Here is a 17,622-nt window from a genome sequence, read left to right as displayed (position 1 = left end):
TCGGGGCAGTGACGGCCGGTCTTGGTGCTCATACGGCGTCCCGGCGACGGCTGAGGCGCCACTGCACCACGGTCAGGATCAGGACGATGGCGTAGAGGACGACCCCGAGCGCTGAGGCGTATCCCTGCCGGCGCTGGTCGAATCCGGCGGTGTAGGCGTAAGTGACCAGCATCGTCGTCGAGTTACCGGGGCCGCCGCCGGTCATGACGTACACGATGTCGAAGACCTGGAAGCTGTTGATGATGCCGATGACCAGGAGGAAGAAGGTGGTCGGCGCGAGGGAGGGGACGGTGATGGAGCGCAGGGTCTGCCACCAATTCGCACCGTCGACCCGGGCGGCTTCGTACAGCTCGCGGGGAATGCCCTGGAGCGCCGCGAGGTAGACGACCATGTTGAAGCCGAGGCCGATCCACAGGCTCACGACGACCAGCGAGAGCATGGCCGGTCCGCCCTGGGACTGCCAGGCCACACCCTCCATGCCGAGCGCCGTCAGCAGTTTGTTGACGATGCCCAGGTCAGCATTGAACATCCAGGCGGCCGCCAGTGCGCTGCTGACCCCGGAGATGACGGCGGGCATGTAGAAGATGGCACGGATCAGGCCGCGGCCCGGCATGGGGCGGTTGAGCAGAAGGGCGGCCCCGAGGCCCGCGACGAGGCACAGCGGGACGGACAGCACGGTGTAGAGGGAGGTGTTGAGCAGCGCCTGCCAAAAGACGGTGTCTCTCACGATCTCGCGGTAGTTGTCGAACCCGACCCACTCGGAGAGCCCGAAGCCGCTGGTGTTCTGGAAGCTGATCCAGAACACCTCGATCAGCGGCCAGAACATGAACACCGCGAACACGACGACCGCCGGGGCGGCGAAGGCGAGGCCCGTCCACGCCTCGCGGGTGCTCCTCCTGCGGATCTTGCGTGCGCCCGAGGGAGGTCGTGCCTTCACCCGGGCGGACGCCGGCCGCTTAGGGCTGCTTGTCAAAGTCATGAGCTGTACTCCTTGAACAAGGCCCAGGGCCCTGCCGTCGACGGGTATCCCCCTCCCCCCGGGCACCGTTCCAGGTGCCGGTGCCTCGTTCGTGATGTGTGCCGGCCGGAGGGGGTCCGGGGGTTCGTCGAGAGGTCGGCGGGCCGCTCTGCATGTTCCGGCTTGCCGAGGACAGGAGGTCCTGGCAGAGGACGGGGTGCGGCCCCCTTGAGTGGTCAGACGTCGAGCGCCTTCTTCAAGGCAGCGGAGAGCGCCGTGAGCGTTTTCTCGGTCGACTGGCCGCCGGCGAAGTGGGCCTCGAGTTGCTGCACGAGCGCGTCGTTGACACCCGAGAACCCGGGGAGCGTGACGAGCTTCGTGAGGTCGGCGGGGATGGCGGTGGCCTGTTCCTGGAAGACTGGCATCAACTCGGGCTGGACGGCGTAGGAGAGTCGTTCGGTCGCCAGCTTCTTGCGGGCGGGCAGCACGGTGGTCTTCTCACAGAACAAGCGCATTTGCTCGGGTTCGGCCAGGAATGCAGCGAATTGTGCCGCTGCTTCCGGGTTCTTGGTCTGCGTGGTGACAGCCACCGCGTTGCCGCCGAGGTCCGCCGCGGCACCGCCCTTGCCGCGGGGCAGGAACGTGGCACCGAACTCCATGGACTTCGCGCGTTTGGTGAGGTTGGGCAGGAGGAAGTCACCCACGAAGGCCATGGAGATCTTGCCGGTGGGGAAGACCAGGTCGGGCGAGTTGTTGGTCTTCAGGAGCATGTTCTTGGGCATGAGCCCGGAGTCGTAGAACGACTTGGTGAACGCGAGGGCCCGCCGGGCCTCGGCCGACTCGATGGCGACCGACTTGCCGTCCTGGCTGAGGGCCCGGCCACCGGATTGCCAGAGCCAGTTGAACCAGCGATACGCGCCGAACTGCTGCCAGTTGACACCGAAAGCGGCGTGACCCGTGGAGGCCTTGAGGCGCTGCGCTATCTCGAAGAACTCCTCCCAGGTCCAGGCCTCCTCCAGGGTGGTCGGCACGTCCTTGATGCCGGCCTTGGCGAAGTGCTCCTTGTTGTAGAGCACCGCCGAGGTGTCGGTGTGGTGGGGGACGCCGTAGGGCTTGCCCTGGTACTGCACGCCCGCCCACAGGGCGTCGATGAAGTCGGCCTTGCTCTTGTTGATCGTGGAGCTGAGGTCCTGCAGCACCTTCTGGGAGCTGTAGATGCCGATGTCGTTGTAGGTGACGCGGAACAGGTCGGGGCCCTGGCCCGCCTGCAGGCGGGCGTCGAGCGTCGTGCGCATCTGCTCGTAGGGCAGCCGCTCGACCTTGATCTTGATGTCGGTGTGCCGCTTCTCGAAGGCACGTGCGATGGCGTTGAACGCAGCCATCTCCGCGTCGGAACCCCAGACCGAGAAGGTCAGGTTCCCGGGAGTCGATCCGCCGGTGGAGCCTCCGCAGGCGGACAGGGTGCCGGCCGCGGCGATGCCGATAGCAGTGGAACCAGCAGCTCTGAGGAGCTGGCGACGGTTGAGATGCATGGGGCCTCCTCTTAGGCCTCAACAATGTGAGGCGTTCCTATCAACCTCTTCCAGAAAGCGTCAATAATCTGCACCGAACTTTGCCAACTGCGGGCCCATTGCTGCTTCCACGACCCAGGGATGAACTCTTGACCGTGCAGGACGGCAGGGCTACGGTGCGACTCACCTTCAGTTGCTTGTTTCTGCTCATTTCTGCTCGCGACGACAGGCAGGTTGCCCGGCCTTCCCGTCGCAGGAGGCGATGTGGCCGATCGCGGCGTACTTTCAGTTCCCGGGTCTGGCGGACCAGGGACGTACCTGGCCGAGTACGGCGCTCTCGTGCCGATCGGCGACACGCAGCGCCGCTGCCGAGATCTCGTCTGGGGTATGCCAGCGGGAGCCGTTCGGGCCGCTGTGCCAGCCGAGCAGGAGATGCCGGACCTCGGCGCTCCCACGCGGGCCGTCAGGCAGCGGCGGCATCGCCGCCCCCTCAGCAGCGAAAGCACTCACCCACAGGGCTACCAGCGGCCCCTGCGTACGGTCGGCCAGCAACATCCAGCTCGATGGCGGCGCGAACGGCTGGTAAGCCAGCGTGAGCGCGATTGGTCCGCGCAGTTGGACCGATCGGTGAAGGGCATCGCCCAACGCCACGGTGTCCCTGACATCGGCGACGACAAGTGCCGAGGAAGCCAAGGGCACTCCGGGCCGCGAGGCGTCAGCGGAACGGGACACCACCGACACCGCACTGCCGCGTGCAGTCAGCGCGCGGACTGCTGGGGCCAGGATTCTTGTCCCACCGACGACCAGGACGTGCTCATGCATCACTGTCTCGCTCTCCTCGCAGGGGGCCCGCGCGGCGAAAAAACACCGAATGGCGGCAACCCGCCACATGAACCATTCCGTCGCAGCGCGCGCGGTCACGCCGCACCCGGCGACCCGCGCGAGGGCCCGGTCGACACGCACCGAGAGGCACAGCGACTGCGCGGCCCCGCTTGCTCGACGCCACCCTAGGCCCTGCCGCGCTCGGTCCCATCGAGCACCACCCCACCGAACGACCTCACCCGGAGTGCCCATGCCGACCGCATCACCCGTCCAACTCGCCTTCCACACCGAGCGAGAGATCCACAGTCAGCCCGAGGTCTGGCGGCGCGTCCTCGACCGTGCCGACTCACTGACCGCTCTCCTTCCAGGACCGGGAAAGCGCGTCCTCGCGGTCGGCTGCGGAAGCTCGTACTACATCCTCGACTCCTACGCCCGACGGCGGCAGCAGCTCGGCCTCGGAACCACCAGGGCGGCCATCGCCACGGAACTGGACGACCGGGACGGCTACGACGCCGCGGTGGTGCTCTCCCGGTCCGGCACCACCAGCGACCTGCTCACCGTCGCGCGTGACCTGTCCGCCCGCATACCCACCGTGGCGGTGACCGGCACGCCTGGCTCGCCGATCACCGAGGCTGTGCACACCAGCGTTCTCCTCGACTTCGCCGATGAGCGCTCCGTCGTACAGACGCGGTACGCCACCAGCGCCCTCACCCTGCTGCGTGCCTCTCTCGGGGACGCCGTCGCGTCGTTGCCCGCCGAGGCGGCCGCCGCCCTGGCCGAACCGCAGCCCTGCGACCCGGAGGACTTCGACCATCTGGTCTTCCTGGGCAGCGGCTGGGGACGGGGGCTCGCCGAGGAGGCCGCCCTGAAGTGCCGCGAGGCCGCGCGACTGTGGACCGAGTCGTACGCCACCCTCGAATACCGGCACGGGCCCATCGCCTGCGCAGGGCCTCGGAGCCTCGTCTGGGCTCTGACGCCACCGCCCGCCGACGTCGTCGCGGCGGTGGAGGCCACCGGGGCGACGCTGCGGATCGCCACCGGGGATCCGCAGTCCGAGCTCGTCAGGGTGCACCGCACAGCGGTCGCCTACGCCCGCCTGAGGGGCCTGGAGTGCGACGCCCCGGAGCACCTCTCACGATCCGTGGTGGTGGATTGACCATGCCCTTCATTCAACTCATGACCCACTCCCCCGCGGCCTCGAGCCGCGGCATTGCCGTCGCTGCGGCCTTCGACTCCGCCGCTGTCGCCGGCCGGCTCGCCGAGGAGTTCGCCGCGGCACTCCACCTGCCTCCGGACGCGGTGGTCGTCCAGCACACGGTTGCGGAAACGGCCACGGCGCCCGGCGCGGTGGCCGTCGTGCGCGGGCGCCCGCGTGACATCCCCATGATGCACCGAGCCGTCGAACGCGCCGGGGCGCTGCTGAGTGCGGAACTCGGCATCCACCCCGATCTGATCTTCGTCAGCTGGCCACACCCCGGTACGGCATCCACCGGCGCCCACCTTCTGCCCTGACGATGTCCCATCCCACCGAAGGAGAGAGCGACATGAGTCCGCAGTACACACCCCACCCTGATCCACGAGCAGTGCTGGCCGAGTGCGAGCAGCGGGCGCTGGAGCGCGAGGGCATCCCCATGTTCCTGGCACTCGAAGACCTCACCACCGGGTCCATACCCCCGGTCACGGACGCGGCCGCCCTCGCGGAGGGGCCTCAGCTGGCCGCACTGACCACCACCTACCGGCAGCAGCTCAAGCCGGAGGCGGAGGACGCGGACCTCGCCGCACTCGCCTCCGTCATCACCGTCCTCGCAGCCACCCACCTCCACGAGGAGAAGCAGGCATGACCGGCCTCGGATTCGGACAGCACACAGCAGCCCTGAGTGAGGGCCGCCACCTGCGCGTCGTCAACTATCACAACACGCCGCACGCCACCGCCGACCAGCTGCGTGCCGAACTGACCGCCTACGCCGCCGCTTTCAGGTCCGTCACGTTGGAGGATCTGGACCGCTTTTTCACCACGGGCGTCTGGCACCTCGACCGCCCCGGCTTCATCCCCGTCTTCTACGAGGGGTACCTCAACAACGCCACGGTGGCCGCACCCCTCTGCGATGAACTGGGCATCACCGCCTGGTTCCCGGTCATCACCCAGTTCATCGACTGTCCGGTCCCCGAACAACAGGCGTTCGCCGACGCCCACCACATCTCCCTGGTCGAGGAGGAGCGGCACGGCGGGCAGATCGCCATGTCCTGGGATCAGGTCGCCGCCCTGTCACAGAAGCACGTCATCACGCCGCACACGGCCACGCACGAGCAAATCACCAAGATCATCACGCCGGAGGACTTCGAGCGGGAGATCGTGGAGCCGCGCCGGGCCGTGGAGCGAGCCACCGGGCGGGAAGCTCCGGCGTTCGTGGCTCTGTACGGCACACCGCACGGGACTAGCCCCGACCATGACCGCGCCATCCGGGACGCCGGTTACCGCTATCACATCAGCAACACGGCGATTCAGCGCATCGGTTGAGGCACGGCCAGCACTCGGCCCAGCGCACGGGGTCCGGGTCGGCACGTGGGATCGTGCCGACCCGGACCCCGTGCGGTGTCCTCGTGGTCAGGCGCTCTGAGCGTGCAGCAGGTCCCGGACCGTCGCAGCCAGCGCCTCCCGGGCAGGCGTGAAGTATCGGCGCGGATCCGTCAGGGCCGGATCGTCCCGCAGGGCGCGGCGTGCCGCCCCCGTGAAGGCCACATTGAGCGCCGTTCCGACGTTGATCTTGGTCATTCCAGCCCGCACCGCCTTGCGCAGGTCCTCGTCACGGACGCCTGAAGAGCCGTGCAACACCAGGGGTACCGGTATGGCCTGGTGCAATTGCTCGATGAGGGCGTGGTCCAGCGACGCCGAGCGCTCCGTCATCGCATGGGAGCTGCCCACCGCCACGGCCAGTGCGTCCACCCCCGTGCGCCGTACATAGTCCGCGGCCTCATCGGGGTCGGTGCGCACGCCGACCGCATGCGCGCTGGCGGGTGCGCCCGGTTTCCCGCCCACGTACCCGAGTTCCGCTTCCAGCCACAGTCCCGCGGCGTGTGCCCACCGTGCGGCGGCTGTCGTCGCTTCGACGTTTTCGGTGAAGGGCAGTGCGCCGGCGTCGAACATCGCGGAGGAGAAGCCGGAGTCCGCTGCTTGCCTCAGCAGGGCCGCGTCGGTGACGTGGTCCAGGTGGAGGGCGACGTCGGTACGGCTGAGGCGGGCAAGCTCGACCGACGCCCGTGCCAGGGGCGCCACTTGGCCCGCGTGGTAGCGGACGGCGTTCTCGCTGACCTGGAGAATCACCGGCCGCTCTGCCGCCTCGGCGCCGGCGATGATGGCTTCGGCGTACTCCAGCGTGATGACGTTGAACGCGGCGACGGCTCGTCCCTCGTCGGCGGCTTGGGCGACCAGATCTGCGGTGGAAACCAGAGACATCACGGGGTCCTTGCTCGTCGGTTTGCTGTCTGGTTCACCTGAAGGGAAGGGCCATGGCGACCCGTAGCCCAGGCGGGGGCGCCGTTCCGCGGCCCTGGACGGGACAGCCAAGCGGTGTGTGACACCTTGCGCAGCGTGCCCGGCCTCACGGTGTCTCTCCGGTGCGGCGTGGGCGGTCAGCGGACCGCAAGGAGTCCAGTGAGGATGCGGCGAGCGGGGCGCCGGCGCGTTTGGCCGCGTAGATCGCGGCCCCGATCACCGGTGTGAAGAGCGGCAGGCGCAGGTCGTAGACGGCGTCGTGGGCGCGCAGCCCGGCCGTGAAGGACGCGAGGACGGCCTCGGACGAGAAGACTCCCCCCGAGTAGGAGACCGGCACGGTCTCGCTCGGGGCGAAGCCGAGGCGTCGGCGTGCACTGTCGACGAGAAGCGCGAGTTGGTCCCCCGCCTCCGCCAGGATGGCTTCGGCGTGCGGGTCACCGAGGCTTGCCGCCTCGGCCACCCGCGGGCTCAGCGCGGCGATCTCACGCCGCCGGCCCTGCCACCGGTTGAGGACCACGTCCACCAGGTCGAGGTCCGAGGTGAGTTTCAGGTGGCGGCGCAGGACCCCGGCGAGCGGGCCGTCGGGGAGCCGTCCGTCGCTCATGCGGGAGAAGGCGTTGAGACCTCGGGCGGCGATCCAGTATGCGGACCCCTCGTCGCCGAAGAGTTCACCCCACCCGCCGGTACGTGTCTGCCGCGCGGACCGTTCCCCATATGCCATGGAGCCGGTGCCGCTGATGACGTTGATGCCGTCGATCGCGCCGAGGGAGCCCGCCCAACCGCAGACCATGTCGTTGTCGCACAGGTAGCGGTGGTGTCCGAGGACCGAGTACGGCACGGCTTCCAGCGCGGTCACGTCCGCGGCGACCTCTCCGTAGCCGGGCAGACCGAAGAATGCGTAGGAGATGTCCCCGGGCCGGATCCCCGCCTGCACGCAGAGCGATGTGACGCCGTCGCCCAGCACGCGGGCGACGTGGTCCACCCCGCGCGCGGCAGGGTCGGCGAGGTAGTAGGAACTGGGACCCAGCACAGTGGCCCGTACTGTTCCGGACGGGTCGATGAGGCAGAAGGCCGTTTTCGTGCCCCCTCCATCCACACCCAGGAACATCGTGCTTCCTCCGATCGGTCTGTGTGGATGCAGGGCAGGACTGTGTCAGTCGTTCGGCAGCGGGTGCACGGTGACACCCTGCACCACTCGGTTGACTTCGCCCGAGGGAAACGGATTGTCGGGGCGGATGCCCCTGATCAGGGAGGCACGCAGGGCGATGAGCTGTGCGCACACGACGGCGAGCAGGGCGAAGGCGGCGTCGTCCGCGTCCTCGGGAACGGGGAGAACCCACGTGCCTTCCAGGGGCAGCCCGTCGGGGCGGGCGGCTATGGCGATCACGCCGCCCGGCGGCAGAGCCGCGCGCAGCTCGGCGACGATGTCCAGGTCATAGCGGCGCGTATACGGGTTGTTCGACACGTACACCACGACGGCGGTGTCGTCGGTGAGGACTGCCTTGGGACCATGGCGGAACCCGAGCGCGGAGTCGGCGGTCGCCACGACAGCACCACCGGTCAGTTCGAGCAGCTTCAGGGCGGACTCCTGGGCGAGGCCCTTGAGGGCTCCGCTCCCCAGGTAGACCAACCGCTGCGGTGCCCGGGCCAGCAGGGCGTCGAGATTCCCGTCGAGGCCACCGCCGGTGACGTGCTCGGCCCCGTCGGCGAGTTCACCGACCAGGTCCGCGGTGGCATGCGGACCGAGCGCGAGGAGGGCGGCGAGCACCATACAGGTGAAGCTGGACGTCATCGCGAAGCCCTGGTCGTTGGCCGCGGACGGCATCAGCAAGGCGCGGGACGCCGGCCTGCTGCCGTGCTCACGCGCGAGCCGCCCCTCCCCGTTGCAGGTAATCACCAGGTGGGCCACGCGTGACAGGCAGCGGTCGGCGAGTTCGGTGGCGGCCGCACTCTCCGGGCTGTCGCCGGACCGGGCGAACGAGACCAGCAGAGTGGGCACGTCCTCGGCGAAGCAGGCGTGCGGGTCGGCCACGATGTCGGTGGTGGCTACCGCGTCGACCCGTCGGGCGAGGTGCCTGCTCAGTGTGGTCCGCAGCACTTCGCCGGCAAATCCCGAGGTACCGGCGCCGGTGAGCACGATGCGCGCGTTGTCGGCAGCGAGCAGCGGGGCGAGGAAGTCATCCAGCGCCGTCCGCTGTGCCGCCACAATGTTGCCGACCTCCCGCCACAATGCGGGTTGCTGCGCGATCTCGGCGACCGTGTGCTCCGCTCCGGCGTCGGCGGGCAGGATGCTGAGAGCGGGGTTCACACGTACTCCTCATCGTTGACGCGGCATGCCCGGTCATAGTCCCTCAGTACGTCGCGGACCCGGTCGACGGCCAGGGACTTGGGCGTGGCCGCAAGCCGGCCTGCACGTACGCGCCGGTACTGGTCGGGCAGATGAGCGCTGAGCAGAGGCAGCGGTATGGTCAGCCTCGACAGATTGTCGAACAGCAGGTTCTGGGCGGCGGTGATCTCGGGATCAGGCCAGTAGTAGCGAATCCGGTCGCTGTAGCTGTAGCGCCGGGCCAGGCGCTGCTGGACGAGGCCGCCGTCGTAGTAGCTCTGCCACCAGGATGGCTGCGCGCGCATCCGCTCATCGGTGACGCATACGAGACGCGATCGCCGGTCGGGGTCGACGAGTTCGTCCTCGATCGTGGCAAGCGCGAACAAAGCCTCACGCAGAGCGAAGGTCAGGCCGGGACCGACCTTGAGAAAGGCCCAGTGGTCTTCGACCAGTTCGGTCAGGGCCGTTGAGGTCTGGTAATCGGTGGAGTGGGCCTCGAAGACCATGTCCGGTTCGTCGTCGAGGACGGTGCGCAGTTGCGCGGTCCGCTCCCGTCGGTAGTCGACGACCTGCACGTGGTCGAACTCCACACCGGGCTGCACGACGAGTGCCATGATCCTGGGCCAGACAGCGGCCAGGCCTCGGGCAGTGAACGCAGCACGGTGGCGTTTCACGGTCTCCCGGGCTGCTTCGGCCGTGGTGGGGGCGACGCCGTTCAGGGTCTCGTGGGCGCCGCCGGGCACGGGCACCTCCGTACCAATGACGTATCGGATCCGGCCTGCGCCGGGCCCCGCGGCCTCCTCCGAGGCCTGGACCAGACGCGCGGCACGTTCCGCCACGATGTCGTCGGTGAGGGGCGAGGGATCTCCGGCACAGGAGAAGCTGCAGTCGAGATGGATCTTGGTGAAACCGGCCCGGACATAGGCCGCGACGAGCTCTTGTGCCTTTGTCATCGCCTCTTCGGCCGGAAGTGACTGCCAGCGGTTCGGTCCGAGGTGATCTCCTCCGAGGACGATCCGTTCGATCGGGAGACGATGCTCCGCCGCTATCCCGTGCACGAGCTCCCGGAAGTCGGCGGGGCGCATCCCCGTGTAGCCCCCGCACTGATCGACCTGGTTCGACGTGGCCTCGATCAGCAGGAAGCTCCCGGTCTCGACCGCCTGCTGGACGGCCGCTTCGATCACCAGCGGGTGGGCCGAACAGACCGAGGCGACACCGCGGGCCTCGCCGGCCTTCTGCCCCTTCACCAGCTCGTCCAGTGGGCTCGGGCTCCACATTGGCCCCTCCAGGGATCGGCACGTCGGCAGCAAACGGGGGCATGTTCGCTCACCCAGATCACTGGAACCCTACTGGTCTGCAATCTGGGACGTCAACGGCCTTCTACTGGTATGCTACTGGTATGCCTACGCTGGACGAGACACGCCGCCTCCCCCTAGGGCTGCTGAGCGACGACGCCCTTCCGCTCTACGTGCGCATCGCCACCCGCCTGCTTGACGACATCGCGACCGGCGGGGCACAGGCCGGGGACCGGCTCCCCTCCGAGCGAGCCCTCTCCACCCGGTATGAGGTGTCCCGTGTAACGATCCGCGCCGCGCTGAACGAACTCGCCACCCGCGGGATGATCGAGTCCTCTCCCGCCCGGGGCTGGTTCCTCACCGAGGCGGGTGCCCGCACTCCGGGCATCGTCGGCAACCCCGCCGCCCCGGCGGGCCGTACGATCCAGGGCTTCGCCGACTACGCCGCCAAGCACGGCCTCGCAACACGGACGGCCGTCCTGGCTTCCAGAGTGCGGCCGGCAGCGGTTCAGGAAGCCGAGGAGCTGCGGGTCGGCCCCGGAACTCCCCTCTTCGAAATGCGCCGGCTGCGCTTCCTCGACGGTTTGGTGGTCGTCGTCGAACACAACCGGCTGCCCCTCGCCCTGTGCCCACAACTCGCAGGGACCGACTTCACCACGGCTTCGCTGTACGCGACGCTGCGCGCTGCCACGCCCCCGCAACTGCCGCGTGTCGCCGACTACTCGGTCGAGGCGCGACAACCGGACGACGAGGAGAGGCGGCTGCTGGAAATCTTTGACAACACGCCCGTACTCGTCGCCACCCAGCTCGCCTTCAACAAGGAGTCCCGCCCCTTGGAGCTGACAATCGCCATCTACCGCGGGGATCGGTATCGCTTCCGGGCGTCGATCACCGACTGAGCTGCACTGAACGAGCCGACAGCGCCACCGGGGCCTCGGAAGCCGGTTGACGGTCCCCCGAAGCAAGGTGCCGAGCCATGGCGCTAAAAGAAGCGTTCTGGTCCGGCGTGGTTGTTTGGCGTTGATTCACAGGCTGAGCCGGTATGGGCGCTCGGGGACCTGTCTGATGCAGGGCGAGGGGTTCGTGTCGTCGTTCGGTGACCCGTTTCGCTCCGTTGCTCCTTTTTGATCCCAACACCCCCCCGGTTGACCTCGTTTGCGCCCTAGGGAGGCGGCCTGCTCGTCGGTACTACCGAAAACCGAAATGCGATGCGACACCGTCCTTATCCAAGCGACCTCTCCGATGCACGCCGGACACTGATCGGGCCCACACTCATCACCTGGTGGGTTGAGGCCGAGGCAAGCGTTTCGACATCGGCCGCCCGCCTGAGCATGACCTGCGCCGCATCATGGACGCCATCCTCTACGTCGACCGCACCGGCATTGCCTGGCCATACCCGCCCCACGGCTTCACGCCAGGGGAGACGGTCTACGGATACTTCGCCGCCTGGCAGATAGAGGGCGTCTTCGACCAACTCAACGGGCTTCTTCGGCGCCTGTCCGGGAGGCCGAAGGACGCGACGCCGAGCAACAGCGACTACCTCCGGGAATGCGCCACGTCGCCCAGCGCAGGCAGCAGCACGGCAACCCGAGTTAATAGCTCTCGCGGCCTGTGGGTTACCCAGAACAGTTCCGTCGGCCAGCGGCGTGCCCAGTCGGGCGGGTCGGTTTCGTTGTAGCCGTTACGTGTTCCGATTTCGGGCCGCAGCTCGATGAGGTCATCATGATGAGGCCCGCGCCGCGCAGGACTTTGACCCAGTGGCCTCAGGTGAGCTGATAGCTGGTCGCGCCGTCGTGATCGGCGATGGCGTTCGGCCCGAAATACTGTGCGGGGGCGCCCAGTTGAGCCCACCGAAGTCGCAGAGCACCAGGTCGAAGCTGTCGGCGGCGAAGGGGAGTTACTCGGCGACGCCTTGCACCAGGAGCCTCAGCCCCCTGCCTATGCTCCCGAGGAAGCCGAATGGAGGAAGAGTCGCGCCGGGGTGGTCAGCACCTGACACCCGGCACACAACACCCCGTACATGGGCTGCTCCTCCTTACCGGGGTGGTCAGGAGTGGCGAAATCCACGGGCGGGGTCGCGGGCGTGGACGGAGTCGAACGGTGCGAACCAGTCAGCCGGGGCCAGGTTGTCCATGGCTTGGCCAATGTCGCTGTCCTCAAAACCGACGAATGAGCCGTCGAAGAGCATCAACACGTCACGGCCCTGGAATAGGCAATCGGAGCAGGCGTCCCAATCGTAGTCCCGTCGGTGAGCGGGCAGCTCCCCCACTGCTTCGCGTACGAGCCGCGGGCGGTTGCGCTCCATGGCACGGGCGTGGGCAATGCCCAAGTGCAGCGCCATCTCCTCACCCGTACAGCGAGGCTTGACCTCGGCTCCGGCTATAAGATCGGCGGCCAGGTCGTCGAACGCCCGGGCCATGTGTCGCCGCCAGCGGCCGTCCCGGCCCAGGGTCACCGGCGGCAGGGCGCCGAACAGGCCGCCAGCGCCGCGCCGCAGCGGCTCGTCCCCGAGCGCTGCCACCTCCTGCCACGCCTGCTTCGAAAGCGCGCTCAGGGCCAAACACAACACAACGGCCGTGCGTGCAGTGAGCACCTGGTGGCCGTCCTCGTCGTCCTCCCATTCATTGCGGTCCGTCTCCGCTGAGTCGATCCCCCCGTAGCGAGCGCGCCCGCGCAGAAGGTCGCGCACCTTGTGCGTCGCTCTCTCGGGAGCGGCCTGACAAGTGTCGAGGATCAGCAGTTCGTCGGAGAACGGCATGGCACTCAGCAGGATGCCAGCCTGCTCGAGCAGCGCGGCGCCCTCACTGCCCGGTGCTCCGGAGCGGGGGAACACCACGGCGTAGAAGTTGTCCGTCAGCCGTTCGACGATGCTGGCGGCCACGGTGGCGACGATCAGGGAATCGTCCCAGGGCGCCGACATCTGAAGCTGGTCAATCACCAGCACACCGCTGATCATCTCGGCAAAGTCCTCGAGCTCCCGGCTGCGCGAGCCGTCCGGGTTCAGCAGTTGCTCGGCGACCACGGCGAGAAACGCTTGCTCGTCGCCCATCCGCTCCCGGAGATTGTCAGACTTCCAGTACAGGCCGCGGGTGGCGCGCAGTTTTCCCACCGGCTGGCCACCGACGACCACCCGGACTTGCCACGTCTGTATGCCCTCTTCAGCGGGGGCCAGGAGCTGGTGGACGTGGTGAAACTCCAGCCTCAAGGCAGCGAGGTCCGCCTGCGGATCCGCTGAGGGCGACAGCTCGGTCATGGTGCCTCTCCGGAAACTCTGCCGGCACGAGCGCGCGGCCTCTACGCCACCAGGTCGAGGACAGCCCACACCCTGCGGCCCTCGGCGGTCAGTTCAGTACTGCAGGACACCGCGCTCATCTCCAGCAGGCGCGGCCTTACGGCTTTCCCAACGGGAATGCCGGTGGGCTGGTGGCTGAGCGCCAGAATAAGCACCTGGTGGTTCTGCGCGGCGGAGGCGACGGCGGCTTCTTCGGCGGGAGATTCTTGAGTGGGTAGCCGTGGCGCGGCTTGGTGGCCTCTGCACAGCGCACGCTTCCATGAGGGCCTCCCAGCGCAGCGTGCATTCATCGTAGAGTCCACCCCTCACACCCGACCGGTGAACGACGCATCCCCGACCATCCATTGCGGCCGACGCGCGCCATCGAGGCCCTCGGCGCCCTAGCCGATCTCGGTTTCCTCGGCCTGGACGAGAGCCTGGACGTGACTGCGCCCAAGTAGCCCGAGCTCTCGTACCGCCGCCGAGACTGCACGCATGTCTCCGCGGCCCGCTCCCATGACCGGAAATGCTTAGCGGGCCCACGATAATGAAAGCACCAACTCCCCCGCACCACACGAAGGCCACCTGTCGTCTTTACGCCGACTCTCGCCGGCCTCACCCGGCAGCCCACACCGGCTCACCCAAGCGTTCCCCGCCGCACCATCAACAGCGCCAGGACTCACCTGCCGGCCGGTGTCCTCTCCGCGGCACAGCCTTTTTGGGAACGAGGCGTCTTGATGCCGACCTTGCCCGGCTCAATGGTCCTGGGATCGATGGCCTCGACAGGCGCACCCACTTGATAGGGACCAGAAGCATCGTTCGGCCGGTCGTGCGGCAGGAGGAAGAACGTGCGACGAGCGAACAGCCCACTGTCTTCGTCGCGGTCGGCGTGGGGGCCGAGATTGGTGTAACCGACAAGACGGCCGCCCCGTTCGTAACGCGGTTTGCCACGACGGGTGTTCACCTTGTCCAGGGCCTGACGGACATAGTCGAGACCGTCAATCTCTTCCAGCCAGACGACTTCTCTCTCACCGGTGAGCTGGCTGTCGCGCAGCATCGAGCTCATGGCCGCAGACCCTCCTCATTCTTCGTGTTCGGCCCCCGGTTTTGCCATGCGGTGTACCCAACCGGGTTGGAACCAGTGATGCGGTCCGTGCGGGGGTGGCGCTGTCCATCGTACGGCTGTGCACAGTCCCACCCAGGGAGCGCGGCGACTTCATACAACTGCCTGTCCGCTAGCCCGCGGCGGATGGGGGTCCTCCCTAGCGCCGTCGACAGCAAGCAGGGCCAGGCCGGGATACAGCTTGCGATTGTTGTTCTTGATCATCTCCGTCGGCGACACCAGACCGAGTTCCTGACGCACCCTGCTGGCGAAAGCACGGCTGGTTGCCGGGCCGATTCCTTCGTCGGCGCACCAGCGGACGTACGTCTCGTACAAGAGCTTTTGCTCGACTCTCAGTTCAGGATGGGGCCCAAGCCCGCTGCCGGTGGTACAGCGCTCGGCCAGGAAACGGCCGATGTGGTCTTCGGTTCTTTCGTAGGCTTCGGTCGCCAGCCGGATAGATGCCGGTCCAGCGAGCGAGTCACGAGAGGCGAGGTACTCCCGGGCCCCCTCAATCAGCCAGTACAGAATGCCGGGGCCCTCCTCCTGCACGAGTTCGGCCGCGAGATTGTCGATCTTTCGGCGGTCCGGGACCTTGCGTTCGAACGGGATGAGCCGAATACGGCGCCAGAAGGCATGACCGCCGGTATGGACTTCCGGCCGGTGGTTGCCCAGCAGCCACAGCTTGTGGGTGGGGGTGAAACTGAAGAAGTCCTGCCTCATCCTCCGGGCAGTGATCTTGTCTCCGCCAGTGAGAAGCTTCACCCGGGCCTCGTTGAACTTGTCGTTCGGCTTGAGCTCGCTGCACACCACGATGCGCCGACCGTGAAGTTCGGTGAGTTCCGTGCTGTGCTCGGCGAACTTGCCCTTCTCCATCAAAAAGCCCGGCGGCGCGGCATTGGCGTAGTCCCCGAGCACCTGCATCATCACGTCCAGCAACACCGACTTGCCGTTGGCGCCCGAACCATAGAGGAACGGCAGAATCTGGGCGCCGACATCTCCGGTGATGGAGTAGCCGAGCAGGAGGTGGAGGAACCTGGTTGTCTCCAGACCAACCTCGTCGTCACCAAACGTGTCCCGCAGGAAGTTCTGCCACCGAGGGATCGGCATCCGCTGGGGTCCCACCGTGGTCGCGCGGGAGTGCATATCCGTGAGCGCATTCGGCTTCCGCAACTCCCCGCTCCTCAAGTCCACTACGCCTCCCGGCGTGCAGAGGGCGTATATGTCGCCGTCGAGGACTTCCGGGTCCAGGCTGAGACCGGGGGCCGCCTGAGCTTGTTGCAACAGCGCCTTCATGCCCGCAGTGGACTGAGTGCGCCGTCGATGCACGGCCACCTCGCGGTCGCTGAACACATCGTAGGGATCGGTCCGTGGCATCTGCTCCGCCATGTCGCCGGCCGCCCATACCGCCGCCTTCTCTCCACCGGCGCGCCGCCAGCGGTACTGGTCCCAGCTGAACCAGCCCAGCCCTTCGACGTGCCGGAAGCGATCGCTGTACATGCGAACGAAGAGTTTGGCGTTCCCTCGGTCGGTGAGTTCGTCAGGCAGTACCCCCGCGCTCGCGCCGATGCGCGGCCGCGTGGCGTGCGTCTGTTGGGCCGGCAACGGCGGTTGCCAGTCCGCCGGGGGGAGGTCGTCGAGGCTCTGCTGCTCTTGGATCTGGTGAGCAACGGCAACGGCGTCGAAGCAAGAGGGCTCGGCGCTGCTCATGAGCATCCTTGGAGGTGGAACGGGCGCTGGACGTCTGCGGAGAAGGCGGGATCAGTGATCACCTGGTGTGGCGCTTGGCTGACGCCTGGGCGCTGCCGGGCGCTCAAGGCGTGCCGAATGCGTGTGGGGGTGCAGCAGAGGACTCACTGCAGAGTCTTGGACTGAATTTCTGCGGGGTCAGCGGGCGCGTTCGCCCTGGGACGGAAACGCCCGGGCTTGGGGGCCTGACTGCCTCACGGCCGTCCGGGATTCTCTTCTGGTGCGGGGCAGAGGGGCGACACGGCCGCCCGCCTCCCCCGCGCCATATGAGCTTGACCTGAGCGCGCGCCCGGTTCAGGACGGGCGCGCCAGTGCTCGCAGCGTTGCTCTGCACCGGTGTTTTTATGGGTCTTCACACTCAGCCCTCCTTAACTCGCTACCGGCTGACGGTTAAGCCGTGACTCACGGGACTGACGGGACTGACGGTTTCACATGCGGCACAGAGATTAGCGCACGATTCAGCCATCTCCTGTCACCGCGACGGCCGTTCAAAGTTCCGCCGATTGCGTAATCCCGCCGCAGAGCGGGACAAAGGATGAGTCCCGCCGCACGCGACGCGTTCGGTCCCGCTCCCAGCGGTGGCTGCAAAGGAGCAGGTCAAGGTCGTAGCGGCAGGCTATGACGGGACTGACAGGACCCACAGTGGCAGATACGACACGCCTGCATCACAGGTCTGCACAGACAGCCGCGAGCACGTACGCGCACCCCCATGAAGACAACCTTCGACTTCGGTCCCTTCAGTCCCGTCCAGCCGATAGGCAGCCCTCTGACACGGCCTTTTACGAACGGGACCGCAGAAACCCAGGGCAACCAAGGCACCCCCGATCTTTCTACTGGCGTATTCACGCCAACCCCCAACCCAGGCACCCGATTTCGACCGATATTGCGCAGCAACGGTGAATTCGGTGACGAAGCTGAGTGTCTCGGTGAGGCTGTGTCCCTGGACAGTGAAACGAAGGTGCCAGCGGGTAGTCGCGCCCAGCCCACAGGGCGATACGTCCGGGCATACCGCACTACGGCGAGGGAGCAACCCTCTTCGCGGCGTCCGCGGAGTATCAGACGCCGGACCGATAAGTAGTCTGCGTCTCGAATGCG

Annotated in this window: 15 protein-coding genes and 1 pseudogene; 6 read left to right on the top strand and 10 right to left on the bottom strand. The window is 67.5% G+C overall.

The window, feature by feature from the left end; translation table 11 throughout:
• Window positions 1–28: 28 nt before the first annotated feature.
• From ACWGIH_RS37790 to ACWGIH_RS37780, 3 genes are all read right to left on the bottom strand, one after another.
• On the bottom strand, window positions 29–979 hold the full coding sequence (locus tag ACWGIH_RS37790; protein WP_453450207.1) for a carbohydrate ABC transporter permease: 951 nt from the start codon (window positions 977–979) through the stop codon (window positions 29–31).
• A 215-nt stretch (window positions 980–1,194) separates the two neighbouring features.
• Window positions 1,195–2,490, bottom strand: a complete 1,296-nt coding sequence (locus ACWGIH_RS37785) for an ABC transporter substrate-binding protein (RefSeq protein WP_453450206.1) — start codon at window positions 2,488–2,490, stop codon at window positions 1,195–1,197.
• Window positions 2,491–2,754: 264 nt separating this feature from the next.
• The gene (locus tag ACWGIH_RS37780; protein WP_453450205.1) at window positions 2,755–3,291 is read right to left on the bottom strand and encodes a hypothetical protein; all 537 of its coding nucleotides are present in this window, start codon (window positions 3,289–3,291) and stop codon (window positions 2,755–2,757) included.
• Between the two features lie 250 nt (window positions 3,292–3,541).
• Between ACWGIH_RS37780 and ACWGIH_RS37775 the strand changes: the two genes are divergently transcribed.
• Genes ACWGIH_RS37775 through ACWGIH_RS37760 form a run of 4 tightly spaced genes read left to right on the top strand, consistent with a single transcriptional unit; the run spans window position 3,542 to window position 5,809 of the window.
• Entirely contained in the window at window positions 3,542–4,447 is a 906-nt protein-coding gene (locus ACWGIH_RS37775; RefSeq protein ID WP_453450204.1) for an SIS domain-containing protein, read from the top strand.
• Between the two features lie 20 nt (window positions 4,448–4,467).
• The gene (locus tag ACWGIH_RS37770; protein WP_453450203.1) at window positions 4,468–4,803 is read left to right on the top strand and encodes a hypothetical protein; all 336 of its coding nucleotides are present in this window, start codon (window positions 4,468–4,470) and stop codon (window positions 4,801–4,803) included.
• A 32-nt stretch (window positions 4,804–4,835) separates the two neighbouring features.
• Window positions 4,836–5,132 (top strand): hypothetical protein, encoded by a 297-nt coding sequence (locus ACWGIH_RS37765; RefSeq protein ID WP_453450202.1) that lies wholly within the window; start codon window positions 4,836–4,838, stop codon window positions 5,130–5,132.
• A complete protein-coding gene (locus tag ACWGIH_RS37760) occupies window positions 5,129–5,809 on the top strand; it encodes a polysaccharide deacetylase family protein (protein ID WP_453450201.1) in 681 nt (226 codons plus the stop codon). Before ACWGIH_RS37765 ends, ACWGIH_RS37760 begins: the two co-directional genes overlap by 4 nt.
• A gap of 87 nt (window positions 5,810–5,896) precedes the next feature.
• Here the strand turns inward: ACWGIH_RS37760 and ACWGIH_RS37755 are convergent, their stop codons facing one another.
• The 4 genes from ACWGIH_RS37755 to ACWGIH_RS37740 all read right to left on the bottom strand — a co-directional run bounded on the left by ACWGIH_RS37755 (window position 5,897) and on the right by ACWGIH_RS37740 (window position 10,387).
• Window positions 5,897–6,745: a class II fructose-bisphosphate aldolase gene (locus ACWGIH_RS37755; protein WP_453450200.1), complete on the bottom strand. Its 849-nt coding sequence runs from the start codon at window positions 6,743–6,745 to the stop codon at window positions 5,897–5,899.
• 145 nt (window positions 6,746–6,890) lie between these two features.
• Window positions 6,891–7,892, bottom strand: coding sequence for an N-acetylglucosamine kinase (locus tag ACWGIH_RS37750; protein ID WP_453450199.1), 1,002 nt, complete (start codon window positions 7,890–7,892; stop codon window positions 6,891–6,893).
• Between the two features lie 45 nt (window positions 7,893–7,937).
• A complete protein-coding gene (locus tag ACWGIH_RS37745; protein ID WP_453450198.1) occupies window positions 7,938–9,092 on the bottom strand; it encodes an SIS domain-containing protein in 1,155 nt (384 codons plus the stop codon).
• The gene (locus ACWGIH_RS37740) at window positions 9,089–10,387 is read right to left on the bottom strand and encodes a D-tagatose-bisphosphate aldolase, class II, non-catalytic subunit (protein WP_453450197.1); all 1,299 of its coding nucleotides are present in this window, start codon (window positions 10,385–10,387) and stop codon (window positions 9,089–9,091) included. Before ACWGIH_RS37740 ends, ACWGIH_RS37745 begins: the two co-directional genes overlap by 4 nt.
• A 122-nt stretch (window positions 10,388–10,509) precedes the next feature.
• On the opposite strand from ACWGIH_RS37740, the gene ACWGIH_RS37735 reads away from it, so the two are divergent.
• Both ACWGIH_RS37735 and ACWGIH_RS37730 read left to right on the top strand, forming a co-directional pair.
• Window positions 10,510–11,304 (top strand): GntR family transcriptional regulator, encoded by a 795-nt coding sequence (locus ACWGIH_RS37735; RefSeq protein WP_453450196.1) that lies wholly within the window; start codon window positions 10,510–10,512, stop codon window positions 11,302–11,304.
• Between the two features lie 309 nt (window positions 11,305–11,613).
• Window positions 11,614–11,932 (top strand): annotated as a pseudogene (locus tag ACWGIH_RS37730) (transposase); the annotation flags it as partial.
• A 520-nt stretch (window positions 11,933–12,452) separates the two neighbouring features.
• On the opposite strand, the gene ACWGIH_RS37725 reads toward ACWGIH_RS37730, so the two are convergent.
• The 3 genes from ACWGIH_RS37725 to ACWGIH_RS37715 form a co-directional block, all read right to left on the bottom strand.
• Entirely contained in the window at window positions 12,453–13,658 is a 1,206-nt protein-coding gene (locus ACWGIH_RS37725; protein ID WP_453450195.1) for a hypothetical protein, read from the bottom strand.
• 697 nt (window positions 13,659–14,355) lie between these two features.
• Window positions 14,356–14,742 carry a DUF6009 family protein gene (locus ACWGIH_RS37720; RefSeq protein WP_453450193.1) on the bottom strand — a complete coding sequence of 129 codons (387 nt, stop codon included), beginning with the start codon at window positions 14,740–14,742 and terminating at the stop codon, window positions 14,356–14,358.
• 150 nt (window positions 14,743–14,892) lie between these two features.
• Window positions 14,893–16,488, bottom strand: coding sequence for a DNA primase family protein (locus tag ACWGIH_RS37715; RefSeq protein ID WP_453450192.1), 1,596 nt, complete (start codon window positions 16,486–16,488; stop codon window positions 14,893–14,895).
• Between the last annotated feature and the right edge of the window lie 1,134 nt (window positions 16,489–17,622).

Source organism: Streptomyces sp. NPDC054872, from assembly GCF_053610705.1.
Note: the sequence above shows the minus strand (reverse complement) of the source record. Positions and strands in the feature narration are given on the sequence as shown.

What these genes read in the sequence shown, in the direction of transcription:
- ACWGIH_RS37750 (WP_453450199.1), bottom strand. Translation starts at nt 7,892, where the DNA reads ATGTTCCTGGGTGTGGATGGAGGGGGCACGAAAACGGCCTTCTGCCTC.
- ACWGIH_RS37715 (WP_453450192.1), bottom strand. Translation starts at nt 16,488, where the DNA reads ATGAGCAGCGCCGAGCCCTCTTGCTTCGACGCCGTTGCCGTTGCTCAC.
- ACWGIH_RS37735 (WP_453450196.1), top strand. Translation starts at nt 10,510, where the DNA reads ATGCCTACGCTGGACGAGACACGCCGCCTCCCCCTAGGGCTGCTGAGC.
- ACWGIH_RS37765 (WP_453450202.1), top strand. Translation starts at nt 4,836, where the DNA reads ATGAGTCCGCAGTACACACCCCACCCTGATCCACGAGCAGTGCTGGCC.
- ACWGIH_RS37770 (WP_453450203.1), top strand. Translation starts at nt 4,468, where the DNA reads ATGACCCACTCCCCCGCGGCCTCGAGCCGCGGCATTGCCGTCGCTGCG.
- ACWGIH_RS37775 (WP_453450204.1), top strand. Translation starts at nt 3,542, where the DNA reads ATGCCGACCGCATCACCCGTCCAACTCGCCTTCCACACCGAGCGAGAG.
- ACWGIH_RS37740 (WP_453450197.1), bottom strand. Translation starts at nt 10,387, where the DNA reads ATGTGGAGCCCGAGCCCACTGGACGAGCTGGTGAAGGGGCAGAAGGCC.
- ACWGIH_RS37790 (WP_453450207.1), bottom strand. Translation starts at nt 979, where the DNA reads ATGACTTTGACAAGCAGCCCTAAGCGGCCGGCGTCCGCCCGGGTGAAG.
- ACWGIH_RS37720 (WP_453450193.1), bottom strand. Translation starts at nt 14,742, where the DNA reads ATGAGCTCGATGCTGCGCGACAGCCAGCTCACCGGTGAGAGAGAAGTC.
- ACWGIH_RS37725 (WP_453450195.1), bottom strand. Translation starts at nt 13,658, where the DNA reads ATGACCGAGCTGTCGCCCTCAGCGGATCCGCAGGCGGACCTCGCTGCC.
- ACWGIH_RS37755 (WP_453450200.1), bottom strand. Translation starts at nt 6,745, where the DNA reads ATGTCTCTGGTTTCCACCGCAGATCTGGTCGCCCAAGCCGCCGACGAG.
- ACWGIH_RS37780 (WP_453450205.1), bottom strand. Translation starts at nt 3,291, where the DNA reads ATGCATGAGCACGTCCTGGTCGTCGGTGGGACAAGAATCCTGGCCCCA.
- ACWGIH_RS37760 (WP_453450201.1), top strand. Translation starts at nt 5,129, where the DNA reads ATGACCGGCCTCGGATTCGGACAGCACACAGCAGCCCTGAGTGAGGGC.
- ACWGIH_RS37785 (WP_453450206.1), bottom strand. Translation starts at nt 2,490, where the DNA reads ATGCATCTCAACCGTCGCCAGCTCCTCAGAGCTGCTGGTTCCACTGCT.